General features: G+C 62.3%; 22 protein-coding genes. 12 read left to right on the top strand and 10 right to left on the bottom strand.

From position 1 onward, the window contains the following. The first annotated feature begins 1 nt into the window (after position 1). The 4 genes from ILFOPFJJ_RS24500 (at position 2) to ILFOPFJJ_RS24515 (ending at position 4,514) form a co-directional block, all read left to right on the top strand. Positions 2-763, top strand: a complete 762-nt coding sequence (locus ILFOPFJJ_RS24500) for a sugar phosphate isomerase/epimerase family protein (protein WP_173513123.1) — start codon at positions 2-4, stop codon at positions 761-763. 14 nt (positions 764-777) lie between these two features. After that, on the top strand, positions 778-1,914 hold the full coding sequence (locus ILFOPFJJ_RS24505) for a Gfo/Idh/MocA family protein (protein ID WP_173513124.1): 1,137 nt from the start codon (positions 778-780) through the stop codon (positions 1,912-1,914). A gap of 180 nt (positions 1,915-2,094) precedes the next feature. Further along, positions 2,095-3,123, top strand: coding sequence for an L-glyceraldehyde 3-phosphate reductase (gene mgrA, locus ILFOPFJJ_RS24510; protein ID WP_173513125.1), 1,029 nt, complete (start codon positions 2,095-2,097; stop codon positions 3,121-3,123). Between the two features lie 284 nt (positions 3,124-3,407). Continuing rightward, on the top strand, positions 3,408-4,514 hold the full coding sequence (locus ILFOPFJJ_RS24515; RefSeq protein WP_173513126.1) for a TRAP transporter substrate-binding protein: 1,107 nt from the start codon (positions 3,408-3,410) through the stop codon (positions 4,512-4,514). Positions 4,515-4,740: 226 nt separating this feature from the next. On the opposite strand, the gene ILFOPFJJ_RS24520 is transcribed toward ILFOPFJJ_RS24515, so the two are convergent. Then, entirely contained in the window at positions 4,741-6,558 is a 1,818-nt protein-coding gene (locus tag ILFOPFJJ_RS24520) for a TRAP transporter large permease (RefSeq protein ID WP_173513127.1), read from the bottom strand. Further along, positions 6,555-7,130, bottom strand: coding sequence for a TRAP transporter small permease subunit (locus ILFOPFJJ_RS24525; protein ID WP_173513128.1), 576 nt, complete (start codon positions 7,128-7,130; stop codon positions 6,555-6,557). Before ILFOPFJJ_RS24525 ends, ILFOPFJJ_RS24520 begins: the two co-directional genes overlap by 4 nt. Before the next feature lie 359 nt (positions 7,131-7,489). Between ILFOPFJJ_RS24525 and ILFOPFJJ_RS24530 the strand changes: the two genes are divergently transcribed. Together ILFOPFJJ_RS24530 and ILFOPFJJ_RS24535 are read left to right on the top strand one after the other, a co-directional pair. After that, the gene (locus ILFOPFJJ_RS24530) at positions 7,490-9,112 is read left to right on the top strand and encodes a glycoside hydrolase family 43 protein (RefSeq protein WP_173513129.1); all 1,623 of its coding nucleotides are present in this window, start codon (positions 7,490-7,492) and stop codon (positions 9,110-9,112) included. Between the two features lie 127 nt (positions 9,113-9,239). Then, positions 9,240-9,608 (top strand): RcnB family protein, encoded by a 369-nt coding sequence (locus ILFOPFJJ_RS24535; RefSeq protein WP_173513130.1) that lies wholly within the window; start codon positions 9,240-9,242, stop codon positions 9,606-9,608. A 116-nt stretch (positions 9,609-9,724) separates the two neighbouring features. On the opposite strand, the gene znuA is transcribed toward ILFOPFJJ_RS24535, so the two are convergent. Continuing rightward, positions 9,725-10,729 carry a zinc ABC transporter substrate-binding protein ZnuA gene (gene znuA, locus ILFOPFJJ_RS24540; RefSeq protein WP_173513131.1) on the bottom strand — a complete coding sequence of 335 codons (1,005 nt, stop codon included), beginning with the start codon at positions 10,727-10,729 and terminating at the stop codon, positions 9,725-9,727. A 150-nt stretch (positions 10,730-10,879) separates the two neighbouring features. Here znuA and ILFOPFJJ_RS24545 point away from each other — a divergent pair, with 150 nt between their 5' ends. The 3 genes from ILFOPFJJ_RS24545 to ILFOPFJJ_RS24555 are packed head-to-tail and all read left to right on the top strand — an operon-like array spanning position 10,880 to position 13,006. Next, positions 10,880-11,788 carry an ATP-binding cassette domain-containing protein gene (locus ILFOPFJJ_RS24545; RefSeq protein ID WP_173513132.1) on the top strand — a complete coding sequence of 303 codons (909 nt, stop codon included), beginning with the start codon at positions 10,880-10,882 and terminating at the stop codon, positions 11,786-11,788. Next, positions 11,781-12,608: a zinc ABC transporter permease subunit ZnuB gene (znuB, locus tag ILFOPFJJ_RS24550; protein ID WP_173513133.1), complete on the top strand. Its 828-nt coding sequence runs from the start codon at positions 11,781-11,783 to the stop codon at positions 12,606-12,608. Before ILFOPFJJ_RS24545 ends, znuB begins: the two co-directional genes overlap by 8 nt. Then, entirely contained in the window at positions 12,608-13,006 is a 399-nt protein-coding gene (locus ILFOPFJJ_RS24555) for a Fur family transcriptional regulator (protein ID WP_173513134.1), read from the top strand. The genes znuB and ILFOPFJJ_RS24555 overlap by 1 nt, the downstream gene beginning before the upstream one ends. An 18-nt stretch (positions 13,007-13,024) precedes the next feature. Here ILFOPFJJ_RS24555 and ILFOPFJJ_RS24560 read toward each other — a convergent pair whose 3' ends face one another. The 4 genes from ILFOPFJJ_RS24560 to ILFOPFJJ_RS24575 form a co-directional block, all read right to left on the bottom strand. Continuing rightward, the gene (locus ILFOPFJJ_RS24560) at positions 13,025-13,555 is read right to left on the bottom strand and encodes a gamma carbonic anhydrase family protein (RefSeq protein ID WP_173513135.1); all 531 of its coding nucleotides are present in this window, start codon (positions 13,553-13,555) and stop codon (positions 13,025-13,027) included. A 71-nt stretch (positions 13,556-13,626) separates the two neighbouring features. After that, the gene (locus ILFOPFJJ_RS24565) at positions 13,627-14,313 is read right to left on the bottom strand and encodes a fumarylacetoacetate hydrolase family protein (protein ID WP_173513136.1); all 687 of its coding nucleotides are present in this window, start codon (positions 14,311-14,313) and stop codon (positions 13,627-13,629) included. A 291-nt stretch (positions 14,314-14,604) separates the two neighbouring features. Then, complete coding sequence (locus ILFOPFJJ_RS24570; RefSeq protein ID WP_173513137.1) at positions 14,605-14,811, bottom strand: hypothetical protein; 207 nt, start codon at positions 14,809-14,811, stop codon at positions 14,605-14,607. Positions 14,812-15,120: 309 nt separating this feature from the next. Then, the gene (locus tag ILFOPFJJ_RS24575; RefSeq protein ID WP_173513138.1) at positions 15,121-15,360 is read right to left on the bottom strand and encodes a DUF982 domain-containing protein; all 240 of its coding nucleotides are present in this window, start codon (positions 15,358-15,360) and stop codon (positions 15,121-15,123) included. A gap of 389 nt (positions 15,361-15,749) precedes the next feature. Here ILFOPFJJ_RS24575 and ILFOPFJJ_RS24580 point away from each other — a divergent pair, with 389 nt between their 5' ends. Continuing rightward, positions 15,750-16,181, top strand: coding sequence for a DUF4174 domain-containing protein (locus tag ILFOPFJJ_RS24580; protein WP_173513139.1), 432 nt, complete (start codon positions 15,750-15,752; stop codon positions 16,179-16,181). 21 nt (positions 16,182-16,202) lie between these two features. Here ILFOPFJJ_RS24580 and ILFOPFJJ_RS24585 read toward each other — a convergent pair whose 3' ends face one another. Further along, positions 16,203-16,442 (bottom strand): hypothetical protein, encoded by a 240-nt coding sequence (locus tag ILFOPFJJ_RS24585; RefSeq protein ID WP_173513140.1) that lies wholly within the window; start codon positions 16,440-16,442, stop codon positions 16,203-16,205. Between the two features lie 347 nt (positions 16,443-16,789). Here ILFOPFJJ_RS24585 and dusA point away from each other — a divergent pair, with 347 nt between their 5' ends. Further along, complete coding sequence (gene dusA / locus ILFOPFJJ_RS24590) at positions 16,790-17,929, top strand: tRNA dihydrouridine(20/20a) synthase DusA (protein WP_173513141.1); 1,140 nt, start codon at positions 16,790-16,792, stop codon at positions 17,927-17,929. 289 nt (positions 17,930-18,218) lie between these two features. On the opposite strand, the gene ILFOPFJJ_RS24595 is transcribed toward dusA, so the two are convergent. Next, a complete protein-coding gene (locus ILFOPFJJ_RS24595) occupies positions 18,219-18,431 on the bottom strand; it encodes a cold-shock protein (protein ID WP_173513142.1) in 213 nt (70 codons plus the stop codon). Positions 18,432-18,944: 513 nt separating this feature from the next. Between ILFOPFJJ_RS24595 and ILFOPFJJ_RS24600 the strand changes: the two genes are divergently transcribed. Next, positions 18,945-19,526: a J domain-containing protein gene (locus tag ILFOPFJJ_RS24600; protein WP_173513143.1), complete on the top strand. Its 582-nt coding sequence runs from the start codon at positions 18,945-18,947 to the stop codon at positions 19,524-19,526. A 331-nt stretch (positions 19,527-19,857) separates the two neighbouring features. On the opposite strand, the gene ILFOPFJJ_RS24605 is transcribed toward ILFOPFJJ_RS24600, so the two are convergent. Then, complete coding sequence (locus tag ILFOPFJJ_RS24605; RefSeq protein WP_173513144.1) at positions 19,858-20,511, bottom strand: hypothetical protein; 654 nt, start codon at positions 20,509-20,511, stop codon at positions 19,858-19,860. Between the last annotated feature and the right edge of the window lie 263 nt (positions 20,512-20,774).

Consider the following 20,774-nt stretch of genomic DNA (forward strand, 5'->3'; position numbering starts at 1 on the left):
GATGAAAGACGTCAGTTTCCAACTCTACAGCGCCCGCAATTTCCCGCCGCTCGCCGATGTGCTCGCGGCTGTCGGCGAAGCCGGGTATACCCAGGTCGAGGGGTATGGCGCACTTTACGCGTCGCTCACCGACGAGGAAGTCGCGGAGTTCAAGCGCGGTCTCGAACGCAGCGGCGTCACCATGCCGACGGCGCATTTCGGGATCGACATGCTGGAGCAGGAGCCGGCGCGGGTGCTGCGGATCGCCAATGCGCTCGGCATCAGGGCAATCTACTGCCCGTATCTGATGCCGGACCAGCGCCCGAGCGATGCGGCCGGCTGGCATGCCTTCGGCGCGCGGCTGCAAGCGGCCGGCAAGCCCTTCCGGGATGCCGGGCTCGACTTCGGCTGGCACAATCATGATTTCGAATTCCATGCGCTTGGCGACGGTTCGGTGCCGCTCGACCACATCTTTGCCGGCGGTCCCGATCTCTCCTGGGAAGCCGATATCGCCTGGATCGTGCGCGGCGGAGCCGACCCCTTCGCCTGGATCGCGAAATACGGCAGCCGCATCACGGCGGTCCATGTCAAGGACATCGCGGCGAAGGGCGAGAAGACCGACGAGGACGGCTGGGCCGATGTCGGCCACGGCACGATCGATTGGAAGGGACTGGTCAAGGCGCTTTCGGCAACATCGGTCAAATATTTCATTGCGGAACATGACAATCCCAGCGATTTCCGGCGCTTTGCGCAACGTTCGCTGGCTTCCATCCAATCCTATTGAGTGACGGAAAAATCATGAAGACGAAGGAACTTGGCGTCGGCATCATCGGATGCGGCAACATCTCCACCACCTATTTCAAGCTCGCACCGCTCTTCAAGGGCATCAGAATCGTCGCCTGCGCCGACATCAACCCGGCAGCGGCGGAAGCACGCGGCGCCGAATATGACGTGACGGCCCAGAGCATCGAGGCGCTGCTCACCAATCCGGAAGTGGATATCATCGTCAATCTGACGATCCCGGACGCGCATTTTCCCGTTTCGAAGGCCATCCTCGAAGCCGGAAAACATGTCTATTCGGAAAAGCCCCTGGTTCTGTCGCTCGAACAGGGCGAGGAACTCAAGGCGATTGCCAAGGCGAAAGGACTGACGGTCGGCTGCGCACCGGATACCTTCCTTGGCGGCGCGCACCAGCTTGCCCGCGATTATATCGACGCCGGCAAGATCGGGCGCATCACCTCGGGCACCTGCCACGTCATGAGCCCCGGCATGGAGATGTGGCATCCGAACCCCGATTTCTTCTTCCTGCCGGGCGGCGGACCGGTGCTCGATCTCGGCCCTTATTACATCGCCAACCTCATCAACCTGATCGGTCCGGTGAAACGCGTCGCCGCGCTTTCCTCGATGGCGAGCGAGACGCGCACCATCACCAGCGCGCCGCGCAACGGCGAGATCATCCCGGTAAAGACGCCGACCAACATCCATGCGCTGCTTGAATTCCAGAACGGCGCGACGATCACGCTTTCGGCAAGCTGGGATGTCTGGTCGCACCGCCACGCCCACATGGAGCTCTACGGCACCGAAGGATCGCTGTTCGTGCCGGATCCGAATTTCTTCGGCGGCACGGTCGAGGCAAGCGGGCGCGACAAGAACATCCGGCCTCTCGAAATGTGGGACCACCCCTTCGCGGTCAACAACTGGGATCACCCGCAAGGGCCGATCTCCAACTACCGCACGGCAGGTCTCGCCGACATGGCGAACGCCATCCTCAACGGACGCGATACACGCTGCTCGCTCGACCGCGCGCTTCACGGCGTCGACGTGATGGTGTCGATCCTGAAGTCCGGCGAGGAGGGGCGGTTCGTCACGCTCTCGACCACCTGCATGCAGCCGGCGTCACTCGGTATCGAAGAGGCACGCGCGCTCCTGCGTTGAGCGTGAGCAAGGCCCCCTCCCGGCCACCCTCCCCACAAGGGGAGGGAAGACCCTGCCGCACCGGGGTTCGAGGCGATCGAGCGCCGGTGCTCCGAGGCATACGCGATCAAGCTCCGCCCCCTTGTGGGGAGGGGGTGGGGAGGGGTATCAAGCCCCACCCGAAACGAAGGAACATCACACATGGCCTGGCAACCGGCGGAAAACCGATACGAGAAGATGAAATACAACCGCTGCGGCAGGAGCGGACTGAAGCTGCCGGCAATCTCGCTCGGACTGTGGCACAATTTCGGTGGCGACACGCCGCATGACCGCAAGGTGGACATGTGCCGCACCGCCTTCGATCTCGGGATTACCCATTTCGATCTCGCCAACAACTACGGTCCGCCGCCCGGATCGGCCGAAACCGCCTTCGGCGAAATCATGCGCACCGATTTCGCCGGTCTGCGCGACGAACTGATCATCTCCTCCAAGGCCGGCTATGACATGTGGCCGGGGCCTTATGGCGAGTGGGGCAGCCGCAAATATCTGATCGCTTCCTGCGACCAGAGCCTGAAGCGGATGGGCCTCGACTATGTCGACATCTTCTATTCCCACCGCTTCGATCCGGAAACGCCGCTCGAGGAGACCTGCGGCGCGCTTGATCATATCGTCCGCTCGGGCAGGGCGCTCTATGTCGGTATCTCCTCCTATAATTCGCAGCGCACCCGCGAGGCGGCGGCGATCCTCAAGGATCTCGGCACGCCATGCCTGATCCACCAGCCGAGCTATTCCATGCTCAACCGCTGGGTCGAGGACGACGGGCTCGTCGATACGCTTGAAGACCTCGGCATCGGTTCGATCGTCTTCTCGCCGCTTGCCCAGGGCATGCTGACGACGAAGTATCTGAACGGCATCCCGGACGACAGCCGCGCAGCGCAGAACCACTTCCTCAAGAAGGACTTCATTCGCCCGGCTATCATCGACAATATCCGCAAGCTGAACGGCATCGCCGAACGCCGCGGCCAGACGCTGGCGCAGATGGCGCTTGCATGGGTGCTGCGCGGCGGTCGCATCACCTCGGCTCTGATCGGCGCCAGCCGTTCGGCGCAGATCGTCGATTGCGTCAAGGCGCTCGAGAACGACACCTTCACGGCGGAAGAACTGGCCGAGATCGATCGCTATGCCCGCGAGGCCGATATCAATCTCTGGGCTTCGTCGGCCGAGCGCTGATCCAGCGAATGCGTTGATTTGCCTGGATTTTAGGCAATTTTAAACGGTCTCCGGCGTCTTGGACAAAAGTCGAAGATGGCGCCGGAAAACCGCTGCTGGACATGCATTAGTGAATATGTATGGTGCAGTGGTGCCGGTTCCGCTTGCGCGACATTTTCGTGTGCGCGGCCGGCAAAACGAGGAGAAATGAGCCCTCGACGCGCTGGAGCGGGCCGAGGACGAGTTCGACGGGAGATGTCGCGGAGAGCGGCCGCAACCGTCATGGCGGGAAATAGGGAGGAATTATGGATCGCCGTTCATTCATCAAACACGCGAGCATCGGCGGCCTGGGTGCGGCTGCCGCTACGGCGCTCGCATCGCCGGCCATCGCGCAGGCAAACCCGAAGATCAACTGGCGTCTTGCCTCGTCGTTCCCGAAGTCGCTCGACACGATCTACGGCGGCGGTGAGGTGCTGTCGAAATATCTTTCCGAAGCGACCGACGGCAATTTCCAGATCCAGGTTTTCGCCGCAGGCGAAATCGTTCCCGGTCTGCAGGCCGCTGACGCCGCTGCTGCAGGAACCGTCGAGGCCTGCCACACGGTTGCCTATTATTATTGGGGCAAGGACCCGACCTGGGCGCTTGGCGCTGCAGTGCCCTTCGCGCTCAACGCGCGCGGCATGAACGCCTGGCATTATCATGGCGGCGGTATCGACCTCTTCAACGAGTTCCTTGCGACCCAGGGCCTCGTCGGCTTCCCGGGCGGGAACACCGGCGTGCAGATGGGTGGCTGGTTCCGCAAGGAGATCAAGACCGTTGCGGACATGCAGGGCCTCAAGATGCGCATCGGCGGTTTCGCCGGCAAGGTCGTCGAAAAGCTCGGCGTCGTACCGCAGCAGATCGCCGGCGGCGATATCTATCCGGCTCTCGAAAAGGGTACGATCGACGCCGCGGAGTGGGTCGGTCCGTATGACGACGAAAAGCTCGGCTTCTACAAGGTTGCGCCGTACTACTACTACCCCGGTTGGTGGGAAGGCGGTCCGACGGTGCATGCCATGTTCAACAAGGCGGCTTTCGACGGCTTGCCGAAGAACTATCAGTCGCTGCTGCGCACCGCCTGCCAGGCGACCGACGCGAACATGCTGCAGAAGTACGATTTCCTGAACCCGTCGGCCATCAAGCGTCTCGTGGCTTCCGGCGCGAAGCTCAGCCCGTTCAGCGCGGAAATTCTGTCCGCCTGTTTCGACAAGGCGAACGAAGTCTATGCGGAGATGGAAGCTGCCAATCCGACCTTCAAGAAGATCTGGGACTCGATCAAGGCCTTCCGCGCCGAGTACTATCTGAACGCGCAGATCGCCGAATACAACTACGATACCTTCATGATGATCCAGCAGCGGAACGGCAAGATCTGAGCCGCGGTTTCATTGCTGAAATAAGGAAACCCCCGGAGCAGTGCTCCGGGGGTTTTCTCTTTTCTTCAATTAACGGAAGTCGGGTGAGTTTGCCCCTCACCCTGGCCCTCTCCCCGCATGCGGGGAGAGGGGACTGGCGGGCGCGGCGCGCGTCCTTCTCCCCGCGGGCGGGGAGAAGGTGCCGGCAGGCGGATAAGGGGCAAAAACCGGAAAAGCTTCTGCCGCTCTAGTTGAACGAAGGCGGCGCGCTGAGATCCGGCGCCGGCTTGTTCTGCTGGGCAGGTGCGCCGTTCTGCTGAGCTGGCGCACCGTTCGGCTGGGCCGGCTGCTGCTGGCCGCCGTCGAGCGGGCTGCCGCCCGGCAGTTGCAGGCCGCCCGGAAGGCCGAGACCGCCGCCGTTGTCGGGCAGTGTGAGCCCGCCGCCACCGGTTCCGAAGCCAGGAACCTCGATCTTGATGGTGGACGGATCGACGCCCGCGCCGCTTCCCTTGTAGTGCATGACCATCTGCGGGAACATGATCGTCAGCGCCACCATCAGGATCTGGATGCCGACGAAAGGCACCGCACCCCAGTAGATCTGCCCCGTGGTGACCGGTTGCGTCATCTTGCCGGTCACCTTGTCGAGATATGGCACCCTGGCCGCGACCGAGCGCAGGTAGAAGAGCGCGAAGCCGAACGGCGGGTGCATGAAGCTCGTCTGCATGTTGATGCCGAGCAGCACGCCGAACCAGATCAGATCGATCCCGAGCTTGTCCGCTGCGGGTGCGAGCAGCGGCACGATGATGAAGGCGAGCTCGAAGAAATCGAGGAAGAACGCCAGGAAGAAGACCAGCAGGTTGACCGCAATCAGGAAGCCGGTCTCGCCACCCGGCATCGCCGTCAGTAGATGTTCCACCCAGAGGTGCCCGTTGACGCCATAGAAGGTCAGCGAGAAGACCCGCGCGCCGATCAGGATGAACAGCACGAAGGCGGAAAGGCGTGTCGTGGCGGTGAGTGCCCCGCGGACGACATCAAGGTTCAGCCGCCCCTTGGCAGCCGCCATGATCAAGGCGCCGACCGCGCCCATGGCGCCGCCTTCCGTCGGCGTCGCGATGCCGAGGAAGATCGTGCCGAGCACGAGGAAGATCAGCGCCAGGGGCGGGATCAGAACGATGATGACCTGTTGGGCCAGCCGCGAAAGCGCATTGATCTTGAGCGCGCGGTCGATCAGAGCGACCACGTAGATGACCGCCACGCCGACCGTCGCGCCGAGTATGTCCGCGTTCTCGCCCTGCGTCGGAGAGAGGTAGACGTGCGCCGCATAGGCGATGCCGGCTGCGGCTATGAGGGCGATGATCAGCGATGTGACGCCCGAACCCAGCGTGCGGGCCTCCAGCGGCAACGCCGGCATCGAATCGCGCTTCAGGAACGACATCAGCAGGACGTAGCCCATGTACAGGCCCGTCAGCACAAGACCCGGGATGAGGGCGCCGGCATACATGTCGCCGACAGAGCGGCCGAGCTGGTCGGCAAGGACGATCAGCACCAGCGACGGCGGGATGATCTGGGCGAGCGTGCCGGAGGCGGCGATGACGCCCGAGGCGACCCGCCGGTCGTAGCCGTAGCGCAGCATGATCGGCAGCGAGATCAGCCCCATTGCGATAACCGAGGCCGCAACCACGCCGGTGGTTGCCGCAAGCAGTGCGCCGACGAAGATGACCGCATAGGCAAGACCGCCGCGGACGGGACCGAAGAGCTGGCCGATCGTGTCGAGCAGATCCTCGGCCATGCCGGATTTCTCGAGCACGATGCCCATGAAGGTAAAGAAGGGGATGGCGAGCAACGTGTCGTTGGACATCACCCCCCAGAACCGTTCCGGCAGCGCGTTGAGCAGCGGCCAGGAAAGGTTGATCGAATCCGAAAGCGGCGCAAGCTCAACGCCGATGATGAAGAACAGCAGGCCGTTCGCCGCGAGCGAGAAGGCAACGGGATAACCCAGCATCAGGAACACGATCAGCGATACGAACATGATCGGTGCCAGGTTGTCGGCAATGAATGCAATCACGGGCGCACCTCCGGACCTACAGCTTCGTCAAGCGGCGCGTGCGTCGGCACATAGGGGGTGGGATCGTCCATGTTTCCCGTCATGATCGCGATCTTCTTGATGATTTCAGAAACCCCCTGCAGGGCAAGCAGGATGAAGCCGATGAGCAGGATGGCCTTGGCCGGCCAGATGATCAGGCCACCGGCGCTCGAAGAGCCTTCGCCCGACAGGTAGGACATGCGGACGTAGGGTACGAGGTAGTAGAGCATGAGCAGCACGAACGGCATCAGGAAGAAGACGTGACCGAAAAGGTCGATCCGGTGCTGAACGCGGCGCGAGAAACTGCCGTAGACGACGTCGATGCGGATGTGCTCGTTCTGGCTGAGCGTATAGGCGGCAGCGAACATGAAGGCTGCGCCGAAGAGGTACCATTGCGCCTCGAGCCAGGCATTCGACGACATGTTGAAGATTTTTCGGATGACGGCATTGCCGGCGCTGACGAGCACGGCGACCAGAATGAGCCAGCCGACCGCCTTGCCGATATTCTCGGTGATTGTGTCAATCAATCGGCTGAAGCCGAGTAACGGTTTCATCAAGATCCTCCCCGCAGTGGCTGTTTTTATCTTTTGCCAAGCACAGCCACAGTGCCGATTTCAAGCCTCCTTTCAAGTCTGATGCCTGTTTTTCTAGGATAGCGGCGGGGTCTCAGACGAAAGTCGAACATGCGTCGGCAAAAAGTGCCCAAGAGTTAGGCACAAGCGCGTGGAGATCGCCGTTTGCTCCATACTGGCGCTCCACAGAATGGACACCGGTTTCGCCCATGCTCAGGCGATTCGGAAGCAGGACAATTCCGCCTGCTCCTTCCTGCACAGGAACCGGCGTGACGGGGCTTGAAACGGTTGGGAGTTTCGGGCTGGATGCGCACGCCGAGAATCTGGGGAGGATGCAAGACATGGCCGCGACTATCCGCAACCCGATCCTGCCGGGTTTCAACCCGGACCCGTCGATCTGCCGCGTCGGCGACGATTATTACATCGCAACCTCGACCTTCGAATGGTATCCGGGCGTGCAGATCCACCATTCGCGCGATCTCGTGAACTGGCGGCTCGTGCGCCGACCGCTGGAGCGGGCAAGCCAGCTCGACATGCGCGGCAATCCCGACAGCTGCGGCATCTGGGCGCCGTGCCTTTCCTATTCCGACGGGCTGTTCTGGCTGGTCTATACCGACGTCAAACGCTTCGACGGCAATTTCAAGGATGCGCACAACTACATCGTCACGGCCGAAGCCGTAGAGGCGACCTGGTCCGATCCGGTCTACGTCAACTCCTCGGGCTTCGACCCTTCGCTCTTTCATGACGATGACGGCCGCAAGTGGTTCCTCAACATGCAATGGAACCACCGCACGGAGAGCTTCGGCGGCGCGCCGAAGAGCCCGGCATTCGACGGCATTCTGCTGCAGGAATGGGACGAGCGCACGCGCCGGCTCGTCGGACCGGTCAAGAACATCTTCGCCGGGAGCTCGCGAGGGCTGGTCGAGGGGCCGCATCTCTTCAAGCGCAACGGCTGGTACTATCTGTCGACAGCAGAAGGCGGGACGGGCTACGACCATGCGGTGACGATGGCGCGTTCGCGCAGCATCGACGGGCCCTACGAGATGCATCCGAACGTCCATCTCATTACTTCGAAGGACCACCCGCAGGCCATGCTGCAGCGAGCCGGTCACGGCCAATATGTCGAAACGCCGGACGGTCAGGCCTATCACACCCATCTCTGCGGCCGTCCGCTGCCGCCGCAACGCCGGTGCACTCTCGGCCGCGAGACGGCGCTGCAGAAATGCGTCTGGCGCGAGGATGACTGGCTTTATCTGGAAAACGGCGGCACGGTCCCGGACGTCACCGTTCCGGCGCCGGGCCAGACAGGTGACGTCGCCGCGCCAAGAGTGATCGAGACCGATTTCGACGGGGCCGAGCTTCCCTCCGAGTTCCAGTGGCTGCGCACGCCTGTGGCCGACCGCATCTTCTCGCTGACGTGGCGGGAAGGGCACCTCCGGCTCTTCGGACGGGAAAGCATCGGCAGCTGGTTCGAGCAGGCGCTGGTGGCGCGGCGGCAGGAGCATCATTCGTTCCGGGCCGAGACCGTGGTCGAGTTCGCGCCGGAGACCTATCAGCAGGTGGCCGGCCTGACGCATTACTACAACCGGCACAAGTTCCATGCGTTGGGCGTCACCTGGCACGAAAAGCTCGGTCGTGTAGTCACGATTCTTTCCTGCCCCGGCGATTTTCCGCATGGCCGCCTGCAGTTCCCGGCGGGCAGTGGCGTCGCGGTTCCGGACGGACCGATCCACCTCTCGATGGAAGTGCGGGACAACGACCTGCAGTTCTTCTGCCGGGCAACGGAGCGCGATACATGGCAGGCGATCGGCCCGGTGCTCGATGCCGGCGTTGTTTCAGACGAAGGCGGCCGCGGGGAGCACGGCTCCTTCACCGGCGCCTTCGCCGGCATGTTCGCCTTCGACACCTCGGGCAGCGCACTGCCCGCGGATTTCGATCGGTTTCGTTACGACGCACTTGTCTGAGCGAATTCAATTTATAAGGAAACAATCATAAACGCCGATTATCATTACATAATTGTAATGCGGCGTTTCATATTCGGTTCAGGAAGGGAGTTCTAGTTTCGAGGGGCATAACGAAAGGAAGCCCCTCATGAAACGTCTCATCATTGCCCTAGTCGCCAGTTCCTTCCTGGCAAGCCCCATGGCTCTCGCCCAGCCGTCCGGATCCTTCGAGGTTGCGCAGGCGCATGACCGTTATCGGTCCAAGTCTGTCGACCGCCACGTACATAAACGCGTCGAGAAGACCGTTGAGAAGCGCGTGATCATCAAGAAGCATCGCTGGGCGCGTGGACACCGGCTGAGCCCGGCCGAGCGCCGTCATATGGCGTATGTCCGTGACTACCGCCGTTACAGGTTGCGCACCCCGCCGCGCGGTCAGCAATGGGTGCGCGTCGACAATGATTTCCTGCTGATCAGCCTTGCAACCGGGGTGATCGTCGGCCTTGCCGGCGCTTACTGAGACGGGAATGAAAGAAAGGCGGGCTTTGGCAGCCCGCCCTTCGCCGCCTTGGGAGGACGACTTTTGGATTTCGCAATTCCGGACGGAAACCGCTACACGCTTTTTTTGGAACTGCTTCAGCTCGCCGAAGCGAGGCAGGATTTCATCGAAGCGCCGATATTCTCCATCATCTGGAAATAGAGGCCCGGGCCTGCATCGAGCGTTGCCGCCTCAGGATCGAGCGTTCCGGATTTCGCCGGGGTGCCCTCGATGACGACATTGATCAGCTTCGGCTCGAACTGCGGTTCGGCAAAGACGCAGGTCGCGCCCAGTTCCTTGATCTTGGCACGGATCTCCGAAAGCCGTTCGGCGCCGGGCAGGACTTCGGGACTGACGGTGATGGAGCCGGCGACCCGGACCTTGTAGCGATGTTCGAAATACTGATAGGCGTCGTGGAAGACGACGAAGGGCTTGTCCTGGACCGGCGCGACCGTCTCCGCAAGATGCTTGTCCAGCGCATCCAGTCGTTGGTTGAGCTTGGCTAGATTGGCCTCGTAGGCGGCGGCATTTTCCGGATCTACTTCGGCGAGCGCCTTTTCGATCTCGGCGGCCATTGCCTTGGCGTTCATCGGATCGAGCCACATATGCATGTCGAACTCGCCTTCTGCATGGTCGTGCTCGTGGGCGGCTTCCTGTTCGCCGGCATGCTCTTCGTGTCCTTCGTGGGCCGCCTCCTCGGCGCCGTGATCTTCGCCTTCATGGCCCTCCTCGTCATGCGCCTCGAACGCACCGCCCTCGCGGAATTTCAGCTTCTCGAGGCCGGGCGCCTCACCGAGTTCCACCACCTTGGCGTTGCTGCCGAGCGCATCGAGCGGTTTGTCGAGGAAGGCTTCGAGTCCGTGGCCGACCCAGAACACCACCTTGGCCTCCTGCAGTGCCGCGGCATTCGAGGGCTTCATGTTGTAGGTATGCGGGGAGGCGCCGCCCTCGACGATAAGCGACGGTTCTCCGACCCCCTCCATGATCGAAGCGACCAGCGAGTGGACAGGCTTGATGGAAGCCACCACATTGGGTGCATCCGCCCAGGCGGGAGAGGAGAGAAGAACTGTGGATGCAAAGAGCAGGGCAGGCGTCGATTTCATCGGGGTCTCCGAGCTTAACAGGTTCAAAGTGTTACGCAGCCTTTGCGCATTGGATGTTGCGCAGCATCGCCATGTAATGTTATTACATCAATTGCGTTATGCTATAACGTGTGCGATAGCCACTGGCAACCATCAATCCGGAATTTTTTGATGCTGAATTTCCGATCGCCAGAAACGAGGCCGCTCGTCAGCCTCAACAACACCGGGGTCCGCCGAAACGGGCGATGGCTCGTGCGCGGCGTCGAGTTTTCGATCGGCCGCGGCGAGATCGTCACCCTCATCGGGCCGAACGGGTCGGGAAAATCGACGACGGCGAAGACGGCGATCGGCGTGCTGAAGCCGGACGAGGGATATGTCGAGCGGATCGGCGGGCTCAAGGTCGGTTATGTGCCGCAGAAGCTCGCGATCGACTGGACCTTGCCCTTGACAGTCGAGCGGCTGATGACGCTGACGGGTCCCTTGAAGGCACGCGAAATCGAGGAGGCGCTCGCCGCAACCGGCATGCTGCACATGGCGAAAGCGGAAGTGCAGCATCTTTCGGGGGGCGAGTTCCAGCGCGCGCTTCTTGCCCGCGCAATCGCCCGCAAGCCTGACCTGCTTGTTCTCGATGAGCCGGTCCAGGGCGTCGATTTCTCCGGCGAGATCGCGCTTTACGAACTCATCAAGCAGATCCGCAACCGCACCGGCTGCGGGATCCTGCTGATCTCGCATGATCTTCATATCGTCATGGCGGAAACCGACACGGTCGTCTGCCTCAATGGCCATGTCTGCTGCCGCGGCACGCCGCAAGCGGTGAGCCAGAGCCCGGAATATCTGAAGCTCTTCGGCCGGCGGGCAGCGGGCACGCTCGCGGTCTACAGCCACCATCACGACCATACGCACCTGCCGGACGGGCGCGTGCTGCATGCGGACGGCAGCATCACCGAAAGCTGCTTCCCGGGCGACGGTCATCATCACCATGAGGAAGGCGAGGACGTGCACGACCACGATCCGGACTGCGGCTGCGGCCATCACGCGCGGCTCCACGGCTACGAACAGCCGGAGAAGCGCGATGCTTGACGATTTCTTCATCCGCGCACTCGTCGCCGGCATCGGCATCGCCATCGTCGCCGGGCCGCTCGGCTGTTTCGTCATCTGGCGGCGCATGGCCTATTTCGGCGACACCATGGCCCATTCGGCGCTGCTCGGCGTGGCGCTGTCGCTGCTCCTCGAACTCAATCTCATGGTCAGCGTCTTTATCGTCGCTTCCGTCGTCTCGCTGCTGCTCTTGTTCCTGCAGAAGCGCGGCGCGCTGTCGACGGATGCGCTGCTCGGCATCCTCTCGCATTCGGCGCTGTCGATCGGCCTCGTCATCGTCGCCTTCATGACCTGGGTGCGGATCGATCTGGTCGGCTTTCTCTTCGGTGACATCCTTGCTGTTTCCGAGGCCGACATCGACATCATCTGGGGCGGCGGCATTCTGGTCGTCTTCGCGCTCGTCTATCTCTGGCGGCCGCTGCTTGCCTCGACCGTCAATCCGGAACTGGCGGAAGCCGAAGGCCTGCGACCCGAGAGGGCGCGGCTTTTCTTCATGTTGCTGATGGCGCTGGTGATCGCCATTGCCATGAAGATCGTCGGCATTCTGCTGATCACGTCGCTTCTGATCATTCCGGCGGCGACGGCGCGTCGCTTTGCCGGGTCGCCGGAGATCATGGCCGTGCTTGCCTCGGTGATCGGCGCGCTCGCCGTTGCCGGCGGGCTTTTCGGCTCGCTCCACTTCGACACCCCGTCGGGACCGTCTATTGTGGTTGCGGCGCTTGCGCTGTTCGTGCTGAGTCTCCTGCCGGTCGGCAGAAGGCTCGAAAGCGCTTCACATTTTCCGAACGGAGGACACCAGTAATGGCCACGCCGCAATTGACGAAAAACCAATCGCTGGTGATGGGAGCGCTGGCCCATTCAGAAGGCCCGATGAGCGCCTACACGATTCTCGACAAGCTGCGCGACCAGGGATTTCGCGCGCCGCTGCAGGTCTATCGCGCGCTCGACAAGCTGCTCGAATACGGCCTCGTCCACAGGCTGGAGAGCCTGAACGCCTTCGTTGCCTGCACCTGCCCGCATGACCACGAACATGATCGCGGCGTCACCGCCTTCACCATCTGCGAGGGCTGCGGCCAGGTGACGGAGTTCCACGACGAAGCGATCGAAGAGCGCCTTTCGGCGCTCGTGCGCGCGCAGAATTTCAAGACCGAGAAGACGACGATCGAAATCCGCGGGCACTGCGGGAGCTGCGCCGCCTGATTTGTGCCGGTGTGAGCGTCAGTCCAGCCGCGTGAACTGGGCGGCATAGCGCTGCCAGTTCTTCACGTAATGTTCGGCGGAACGCTTCAGCCGCTCGACCGCGGCGTCATCCAGCGTGCGGATCACCTTGGCCGGCGAACCGAGGATCAGCGAATTGTCGGGAAATTCCTTGCCTTCGGTGACGAGCGCACTGGCGCCGACGAGGCAGTTCCTGCCGATTTTCGCGCCGTTCAACACGGTCGCGCCCATGCCGATCAGCGAATTGTCGCCGATCGAGCAGCCGTGGATGATTGCCCGATGACCGATGGTGCAGCCTTCGCCGATCGTCGTCGGGAAACCGGGGTCGACATGGATGATCACGGCTTCCTGGATGTTCGTGCGCGCACCGATGCGGATCGGCTCGTTGTCGCCGCGCAGCGTCGCGCCGAACCAGATGCCGACATCCTCGCCGATTTCCACCTGGCCGATGACGTTGGCGTCGGGGGCGACCCAATAGCTGCCTTCCGCCGGCTTTTGCGGCCGCAGCGGTCCGAGTGCGAAGAACGGCATGCGTGTTTCCTTCCTGGCTACTGCATGTTTCCTCAAATCCCAGCCGATTCAAGGATAAAAACATGTAGGCGTTAGACTACGATGACCGAAAGCGCGGCGACGCCATCGACGCCGCAGGTGACGATGTCGCCGCGCCGAACCGGCCCGACGCCTGCGGGTGTTCCGGTCATGATCACGTCGCCCGGCGCAAGCGTAAAGGTCCCGGAAAGCTCGGCGATGATCTCGGGTACCTTCCAGATCATCTGTTCGAGATCGCCCTGCTGACGCAGTTCGCCGTTGACCTTCAGCCAGATGTTGCCGTTGACCGGATGGCCGATCGCTTCGGCCGGCACGATCTCCGAGACCGGTGCGGAATGCTCGAAGGCCTTGGCGGCCGCCCACGGCTTGCCGGCCTTCTTCGCCTCCGCCTGCAGGTCGCGGCGCGTGAAATCGATGCCGACGGCGTATCCATAGACGTGGTTGACGGCTTCCTCGACGGGAATGTCGGCGCCGCCGCTGCGCAAGGCGACGATCAGCTCCACCTCATGGTGCACGTCGGAGGAGCGCGGCGGGTAGGGGAAGTTCGCGCCCGGCGGCAGCAGGTTGTTGGGATTCTTCTGGAAGAAGAATGGCGGTTCGCGGTCGGGATCATGTCCCATCTCGATCGCGTGGGCGGCATAGTTGCGGCCGACGCAATAGACACGTCGGACCGGAAAGCCCACGAGGCTGCCGGAGATCGGCAGCAGCACGGGCGGCGAGGGCGGTATGACAGTTTCCATGAATCCCCTTCTACCGCGATTGACCCGGCAATGAAAATCGACCCTACCGCATGTCTCCTTGAATCGACCTCGATTCAAGGACAAAGACATGCAGCATTTCAAAGTGCTACAGCGACCTTTGCGCGTCTGATAAGACGCGCGGCGCTGTAGAGCAGACGCGCGAAACGCCGCAACGCCTTCGCGTGTCGATTGGACGCGCGGCGCTGCGGCGAATCTGGAGGTGAAGGTTAGCAGCCGGAACGGCTGCCGCAAAAGGCAAAGTATGCCGAGGGCTTGATGCGGTGGCTGCGATCAGGCGCAGCGCACATAGTCTCTAAGCTGGTCGCGGGTCAGAAACCGGCCGTCCGAGCGCGAATTGAGTTCCGGGTGGCTGTATTCGAGGCTGGGTACTTCGGGAAGTTCAAGGGCCTGGCGGACGGTCATGATGCCGATATCCTTGCGGCCGCTTTCGCGCTTCATGCTCACTTCGACTATGCGATAGAGATGGCTCTCGCTCATGGTGGCTCTCCCGTTTTATTTTTCCCTTTTGGTGTGGACTAAAGCTCTCCGAAATTGGTTTTTATGAGGCACCTCAGAATATAACCGCAAGAAATGAACGCTTCGCGACAGAAATCGGGCAGTTTCGCGAAGATTTCTGTGTCATTTCGAGATGCGCGGGAACGAAAAAGTAGTACATTTCCGCCTGTGGTCGCTTCGGTCGGAAACTAATCTATGCGCAGATAGGCCGGGGCCAAGTTACCGCGGAAACAAAGAACAACGTCTTCGCCAGTTCGCGCGATATCGTACACAACGCCGTGCGTCGATGCCTCAATGCGTCTCTAAATGCGCCTCCTTAGCGGCGGAAATAAAGAGTTTGCGGGCTTCTTCGACGGTACGGCGGCCAGCGATCGCAGCGCGACAGGCGCTGCGGGCGGCGACGTAGTAAGGTCCACGGTGGGGCCATTGGTCCGCCAGGCACCTGAGCGCGTCGGACGGTCCCTTGACCGTGCGCACGTCATTACCGGTCAATCCAAGTTCAATCGGATGGCTCCACAACACTTGATGCATGCTTCTCCTCCTTGAGATCATGGACAACAACGTCGTCAGCAGGGTCCCGGTTCCGCGCTCCTCGGACGCGCACCTTGAGCCAGGTGCTTCAATGTAGCGCAGGAATTACGGTTTGTCCGCTAATTTGCGGGCGTGTCCTTCCTTGGGGGCGCGACGTTCCCGCGGGGCGCGGGGCGCGTAGAATTCCTGGCCGAGGGGACTTCCTGCCGGCTGAGGAACTATCGGCCTTCACATGGGTTTTGTTTCGGCAAGCTCGGAGGGGAGCGCCTTGATGATTGCGCCGGACTTTGAGGAGCCGGAGCGGACTGCCCCCAATGAGTTATGCGTGGTGGATCGCGTGCCATGTTGACATGGCGCGCCGATATTCTGTCGCATTAGGAAAAGCAAAGATGTGGACGAAATCGCTTGTTGCCGAAATTCTCGGCGAACCGTCGCTGTCGCAGACCGCCGGCAGCAGTCTGGCACAATTCGAATGGAGGAACCGCGTCATCGTCATCTTCTCCGACCTGACGAACGAGAAGGCGGCGCGGCAGGAGAAGCTGCTTCTTGCCAAGCACCGCGAACTTGCACGTCATGATGTTGTGGTCCTGCGCGTGCGGGACGGCTGCGTCGTACCTCTCTACGGAGCCGGCGGCGACCTCGACGCACGCCAGATCCGTGAAGACCTCGACGTGAATGAGGTTCGCGACTTCACCGTCGTGGTCGTGGGAAGAGATGGATCGGTGAGACTTCACGCGAACGAGCCGAAAAAACCGGATGAATTCTTCGCTTTGTTCGAGGGAGGCAACGCGGCGCCGAACCGGCATGCGCCCGGGGGTTGAGGCGGAACGCGGCCGTGGAGGTCAATGCAACGTCCTTGAAACCGCTGCCGAGACGCCTTGCTTCATTTCGGCATCCAAGCGCATGGCCATCACATAGTCCTCGGTCAATTCCATCAGAGCCAGCGCGATCTCCTGCCACGTCCAGCCTTCGCTCTCGGCCAAGGCGATCAGCAGGTGGAAATCGTCATCCAGCGCGCGTTGGCATTCAAGGTCGCGGTCGGGATGATCGTGGCGGATGTTTTGTGCAAGCGCTTTAGGCATTGTTCCTCCTTACTCCGAAAAGGAACTCCGGGAGCATCCCCGTGGTTCCATCGTGGCGAGCCCTTTTCCTGGAGAATACGTGGCGGATGGCGGAATGGTTGCAGCTGCCGGCGCGCGGTTGGAAAAGCCGGCGACCCGTCACGCGAGCACCGGCAAGGTGCCCAAAGGAGTGTCGTTTACCGGCGGCAATCAGCGACGGCTGCAGTCTCGCTTTACCTGGATTTGCGCGGTATAAGACCTCGCCCTAATTCTGCACTGCCGCTCCGATATGGCTCCGGCCGCGACAGATCCGTCGCGGCGCCCCGGGGCATCGTGCGAACCGATGAGACGTGAGAGACTTGCCGTCAATGGCTGAAAATCCGGGAAAACCCCGATACTTCAAGGCGCCCATCTTCGCCGTGGCGCCCATGATCGACTGGACGGATCGTCACTACCGCTTCTTCGCGCGGCAGCTCTCGCGCCATGCGCTGCTCTATACGGAGATGATCGTCGCCGACGCAATCCTGCGGGGCGATCGCGAGAAGCTGCTCGGCCATGACGCCTCGGAGAACCCGGTCGCCTTGCAGCTCGGCGGCAATGATCCCGCGAAGATGGCGGAGGCCGCGCGGATCGGCGAAGCTTTCGGCTACGACGAGATCAACATGAATGTCGGCTGTCCGTCCGACCGCGTGCAATCGGGCACCTTCGGCGCCTGCCTGATGCAGGAGCCGGCGCTCGTCGCCGAATGCGTCGCGGCGATGAAGGCGGCGGTCAGGATCCCCGTGACCGTCAAATGCCGAATCGGCGTCGACGACCAGAACCCGGAACTGGCGCTGCGCGACCTCGTCGCCCGCGCGAAGGATGCCGGCACGGATGCCGTCTGGGTGCATGCGCGCAAGGCCTGGCTGCAAGGCCTGAGCCCCAGGGAAAACCGCGAGGTCCCACCACTCGACTACGGCCTCGTGCATCGGCTGAAGGCGGAGCACCCGAATCTTTTCATAGGCCTCAACGGCGGTCTTCAGACACTGGATCAGGCGCTCTCGCATCTGGATCGTCGCCTGTTGCCGCCCGGCGCGGCCAACGCCCCAGCCCTCGAAGCCGAAGCTGGGCAAGCGCTGGACGGCGTCATGCTTGGCCGCGCCGCCTATCACGACAGTGGCCTCCTGACCGCTGCCGACGGTTATTTCGCCCATCCTCTGACAGGTGCCGCGCCGGACCCGATCGAGCCAGACACCTTCTCCGATCGCCACCATCGCCTGTCGCTCGATTTCTGGGCTGGCGTGCGCGACGCGATGGCGGACTACGCCGCTACCCATATTGCCAGCGGCGGCCGGCTGATCCACGTCACCCGGCACATGGTCGGCCTTTTCCAGGGCTGGCCCGGGGCCCGGCGCTACCGCCAGATCCTTTCCGCCGAAGCCACGCGCAAGGGCGCCGGTCCGGAGGTGATCCACGCCGCCTTCGACGCCGTGTTCGAGGCCGCGACCGCAAGGCAGGCGGCGGAGTAGGGCGCGCCGGTCTCTTTTCGAGCCGACCTCTCCTCTCGTCTCTCATTCCTGTGCTCGTCATTCACAGCGCGTCCGCGCTGTGAATGACTCCGTTCATTGAAAGACGGATTCTCCCGGCGTTGCTCGCCTAAGTATCTCCCGCGCCCAAGGACTTGGGCGCACTGGATTCCTGTGACGAGCACAGGAATGAGGGAGCACAGGGCGCGGTCGCGCCTCCGTAAGCGCACCCAACAAAAAACGGCGCCTCTTGCGAAGCGCCGTTCTTCAAATTCCGTCGGAAACGTCCGGCTTAGAGAGCCTGGAGGTTGACGGCCTTCGGGCCCTTGCCCATGCGATCCGGCTCGGTGTCGAAGGCAACCTGCTGGCCGTCCTTCAGGGTTGCGAGGCCGGCGGCCTGAACGGCGGAGATGTGGACGAATACGTCCTTCGCGCCGCCGTCCGGCGTGATGAAACCAAAGCCCTTGTCCTGGTTGAAGAATTTTACGATGCCCTTGGTGGCCATGGAAGAAGTCCTTTTCCTTCAGTCTGTCTTTTTTGCCGCAACCCAACGCTTCAATATCACGTATCGGCTGCTGCAGGTAGTGCCCGCGCCCCCGGAGGGATGCGAACGGGTCGTCTTCAGTGCTATCGGCACTGAAAGGCGTCGAGTGGTCACGATATCGGGGAAAAGACGTCTACGATGCCGCTTGCGGCAGTCCCGGCGAATGGCCGGGCTCAAACGAAAGTCCAGTCTCCGGGATTGAAAACGCCCGAACGGTTTAGAAGTGGCAGTATTCGCGAAAAAAGGCAAGGGGAGAGTTTCCGGCTGCCGCGACACCGGCCGCAACGCCTTGCCTGCCGCCGTTTACGTGGTTTCCCTCGAAGGCGCGTCGATGAGGAAATGTCGTGGATTGCCTCTTTCTGACCACATTTTCGTCCCGACGCTCGGCTGCAACCGCCATGGGCTTGCTGCGGCCGCAGCGAACCGGTAGGTCTGAACCGGAAGGAATACGCAGTTGATGAACAGGTGCCCCGCGTGATCGATCCCTATGTCCTCCTCGGAATTGAGCGCGACGCCGACGAGCGGGCGATCCGGACTGCCTACCGAAAGGCGGTGAAGACCGCGCATCCCGACCGCGGGGGCGATGCCGAGCAGTTCGGCAAGCTGCAGGCGGCCTATGACCTGCTCAAGGATCCGGTGCGGCGCAAGGTCTATGACGACACCGGCTACGATCCGCAGCTAGCCGACCCCAAGGACCTCAAGGGCCTGATGATGCTCGAAACACTGGTCAACGATTTCATCCTCGACGAGCGCGAGCCCGGCAGCTTCGATCCCGTCGCGGCGATGCGGCGCAAACTCTCCGACGACATCGTCAAGAACCGCTTCCACATCCTCGAACTCGAACGCCACCGCTCGCGTGTGCGCAAGCATCTCGACCGCCTCGGCCGGCGGCCGGAGACCGACGTGCTCGGCTCGATGCTCCGCGCCCGCAGCCAGTCGATCGCCGAGGCGATCAAGAATGCCGAGGCGCAGATCGAGGCGATCGAGCAGGCATATCAGATGCTGGAGGGGTATTCGTATGAGCTGGAGGCGATCGAGGTGAAGGCGGCGGAGTAGGGCAGGGTCGTCTCGATTCAAACGCGGTAGAATCGTCCGTCTGGCTGCAGGAGCATGTTTCCGACCGCCGTTTCGTCTTGTGTCTTCGCGCAGTCGTTGCGTCGTTCGCTATGGCCCACTGCTTCAAGGCGGCCCTTCTTTTGATGAAATGCGATGCACGCTGGAGGGTGTGTTTCAAGACGGACAGCCGGGTGGTTACCGGACCAGGCCCGGCGTCAACTTCGGGACCCGCTCCAGCCGCTGCTTTTTTCGGAACGGTGATGAGCAAGTCGCGCCAGCCGTGATCGGCCGGCGCGACTTGCCTGTTCATCTGGCGTGGGCGTGGATCTCCCTAATCCTGATCGTCGGCGTCGCCGTCACCGCCGCCATTGCCGGGATCACGGTCACCGTCGTCCGGATCATCGTCGCCGTTGCCGGGGTCACGGTCATCGTCGTCCGGATCATCGTCGCCGTTGTCGGGATCGCCGCCGCCGTTGTCGGGATCATCGTCGCCGTTGTCGGGATCGCCGCCGCCGTTGTCGGGATCATCGTCGTCGTCGCCGGGATCATCGCCGCCGCCGGGACCGCCGCCACCGCCACCGGGACCGCCACCGCCGCCGCCGGGACCGCCACCGCCGCCACCGGGACCGCCACCACCGCCGCCGGGACCACCGCCGCCGCCGCCGGGACCACCGCCACCGCCGCCGGAGCCGCCGCCACCATCTCTATCGAAGCCTTCGGTGGAGGTCGTGGAGAAGGGGTTCCCAATAGCCGCCGTGGATAACGGCGGACATTGGTTGATTTGGTCGGTCGTCAGGATATCGGCTCTGTTCCGAGCCACGCAGCAGGCCTCGTAGTTCGCCTCTGTCAGGGGACTGCACTGATCAGCCGTGAGTATCGGCCCCTCGAGGGCTTGGGCGCGTGCGGTACCCGTTGCCGGTATTAAAAAACCGACCGACATCAGGGCCAGGCCGGTGCTCTTTAAAAGTACATCTCGGGTTTTCATGTTTCTCTCCCTAATTTAGTGAGCACTTAAATTCGCAACTCGCGGGAATGTTCCCTAAAAAATCAGGGGTTTTCGGAAACTCATGGCTGCGCGTCACTACCGGAGGTTTTCAGATGAATGAGAAGATCGCGTGCGCATGATCGCGCGTTTCTCACCCATGAACCGCGACGTGCTCGTCGATTCGAGATCGTCCGTGTTGCAGGCACAACATGGGGCCCTCGGTGCGGAACCGTGCCGGGGCAAGTGTTTTTGGAAGTAAGTTA

Origin of the sequence: Sinorhizobium psoraleae, assembly GCF_013283645.1 — a bacterium.
Lineage (GTDB): Bacteria > Pseudomonadota > Alphaproteobacteria > Rhizobiales > Rhizobiaceae > Sinorhizobium > Sinorhizobium psoraleae.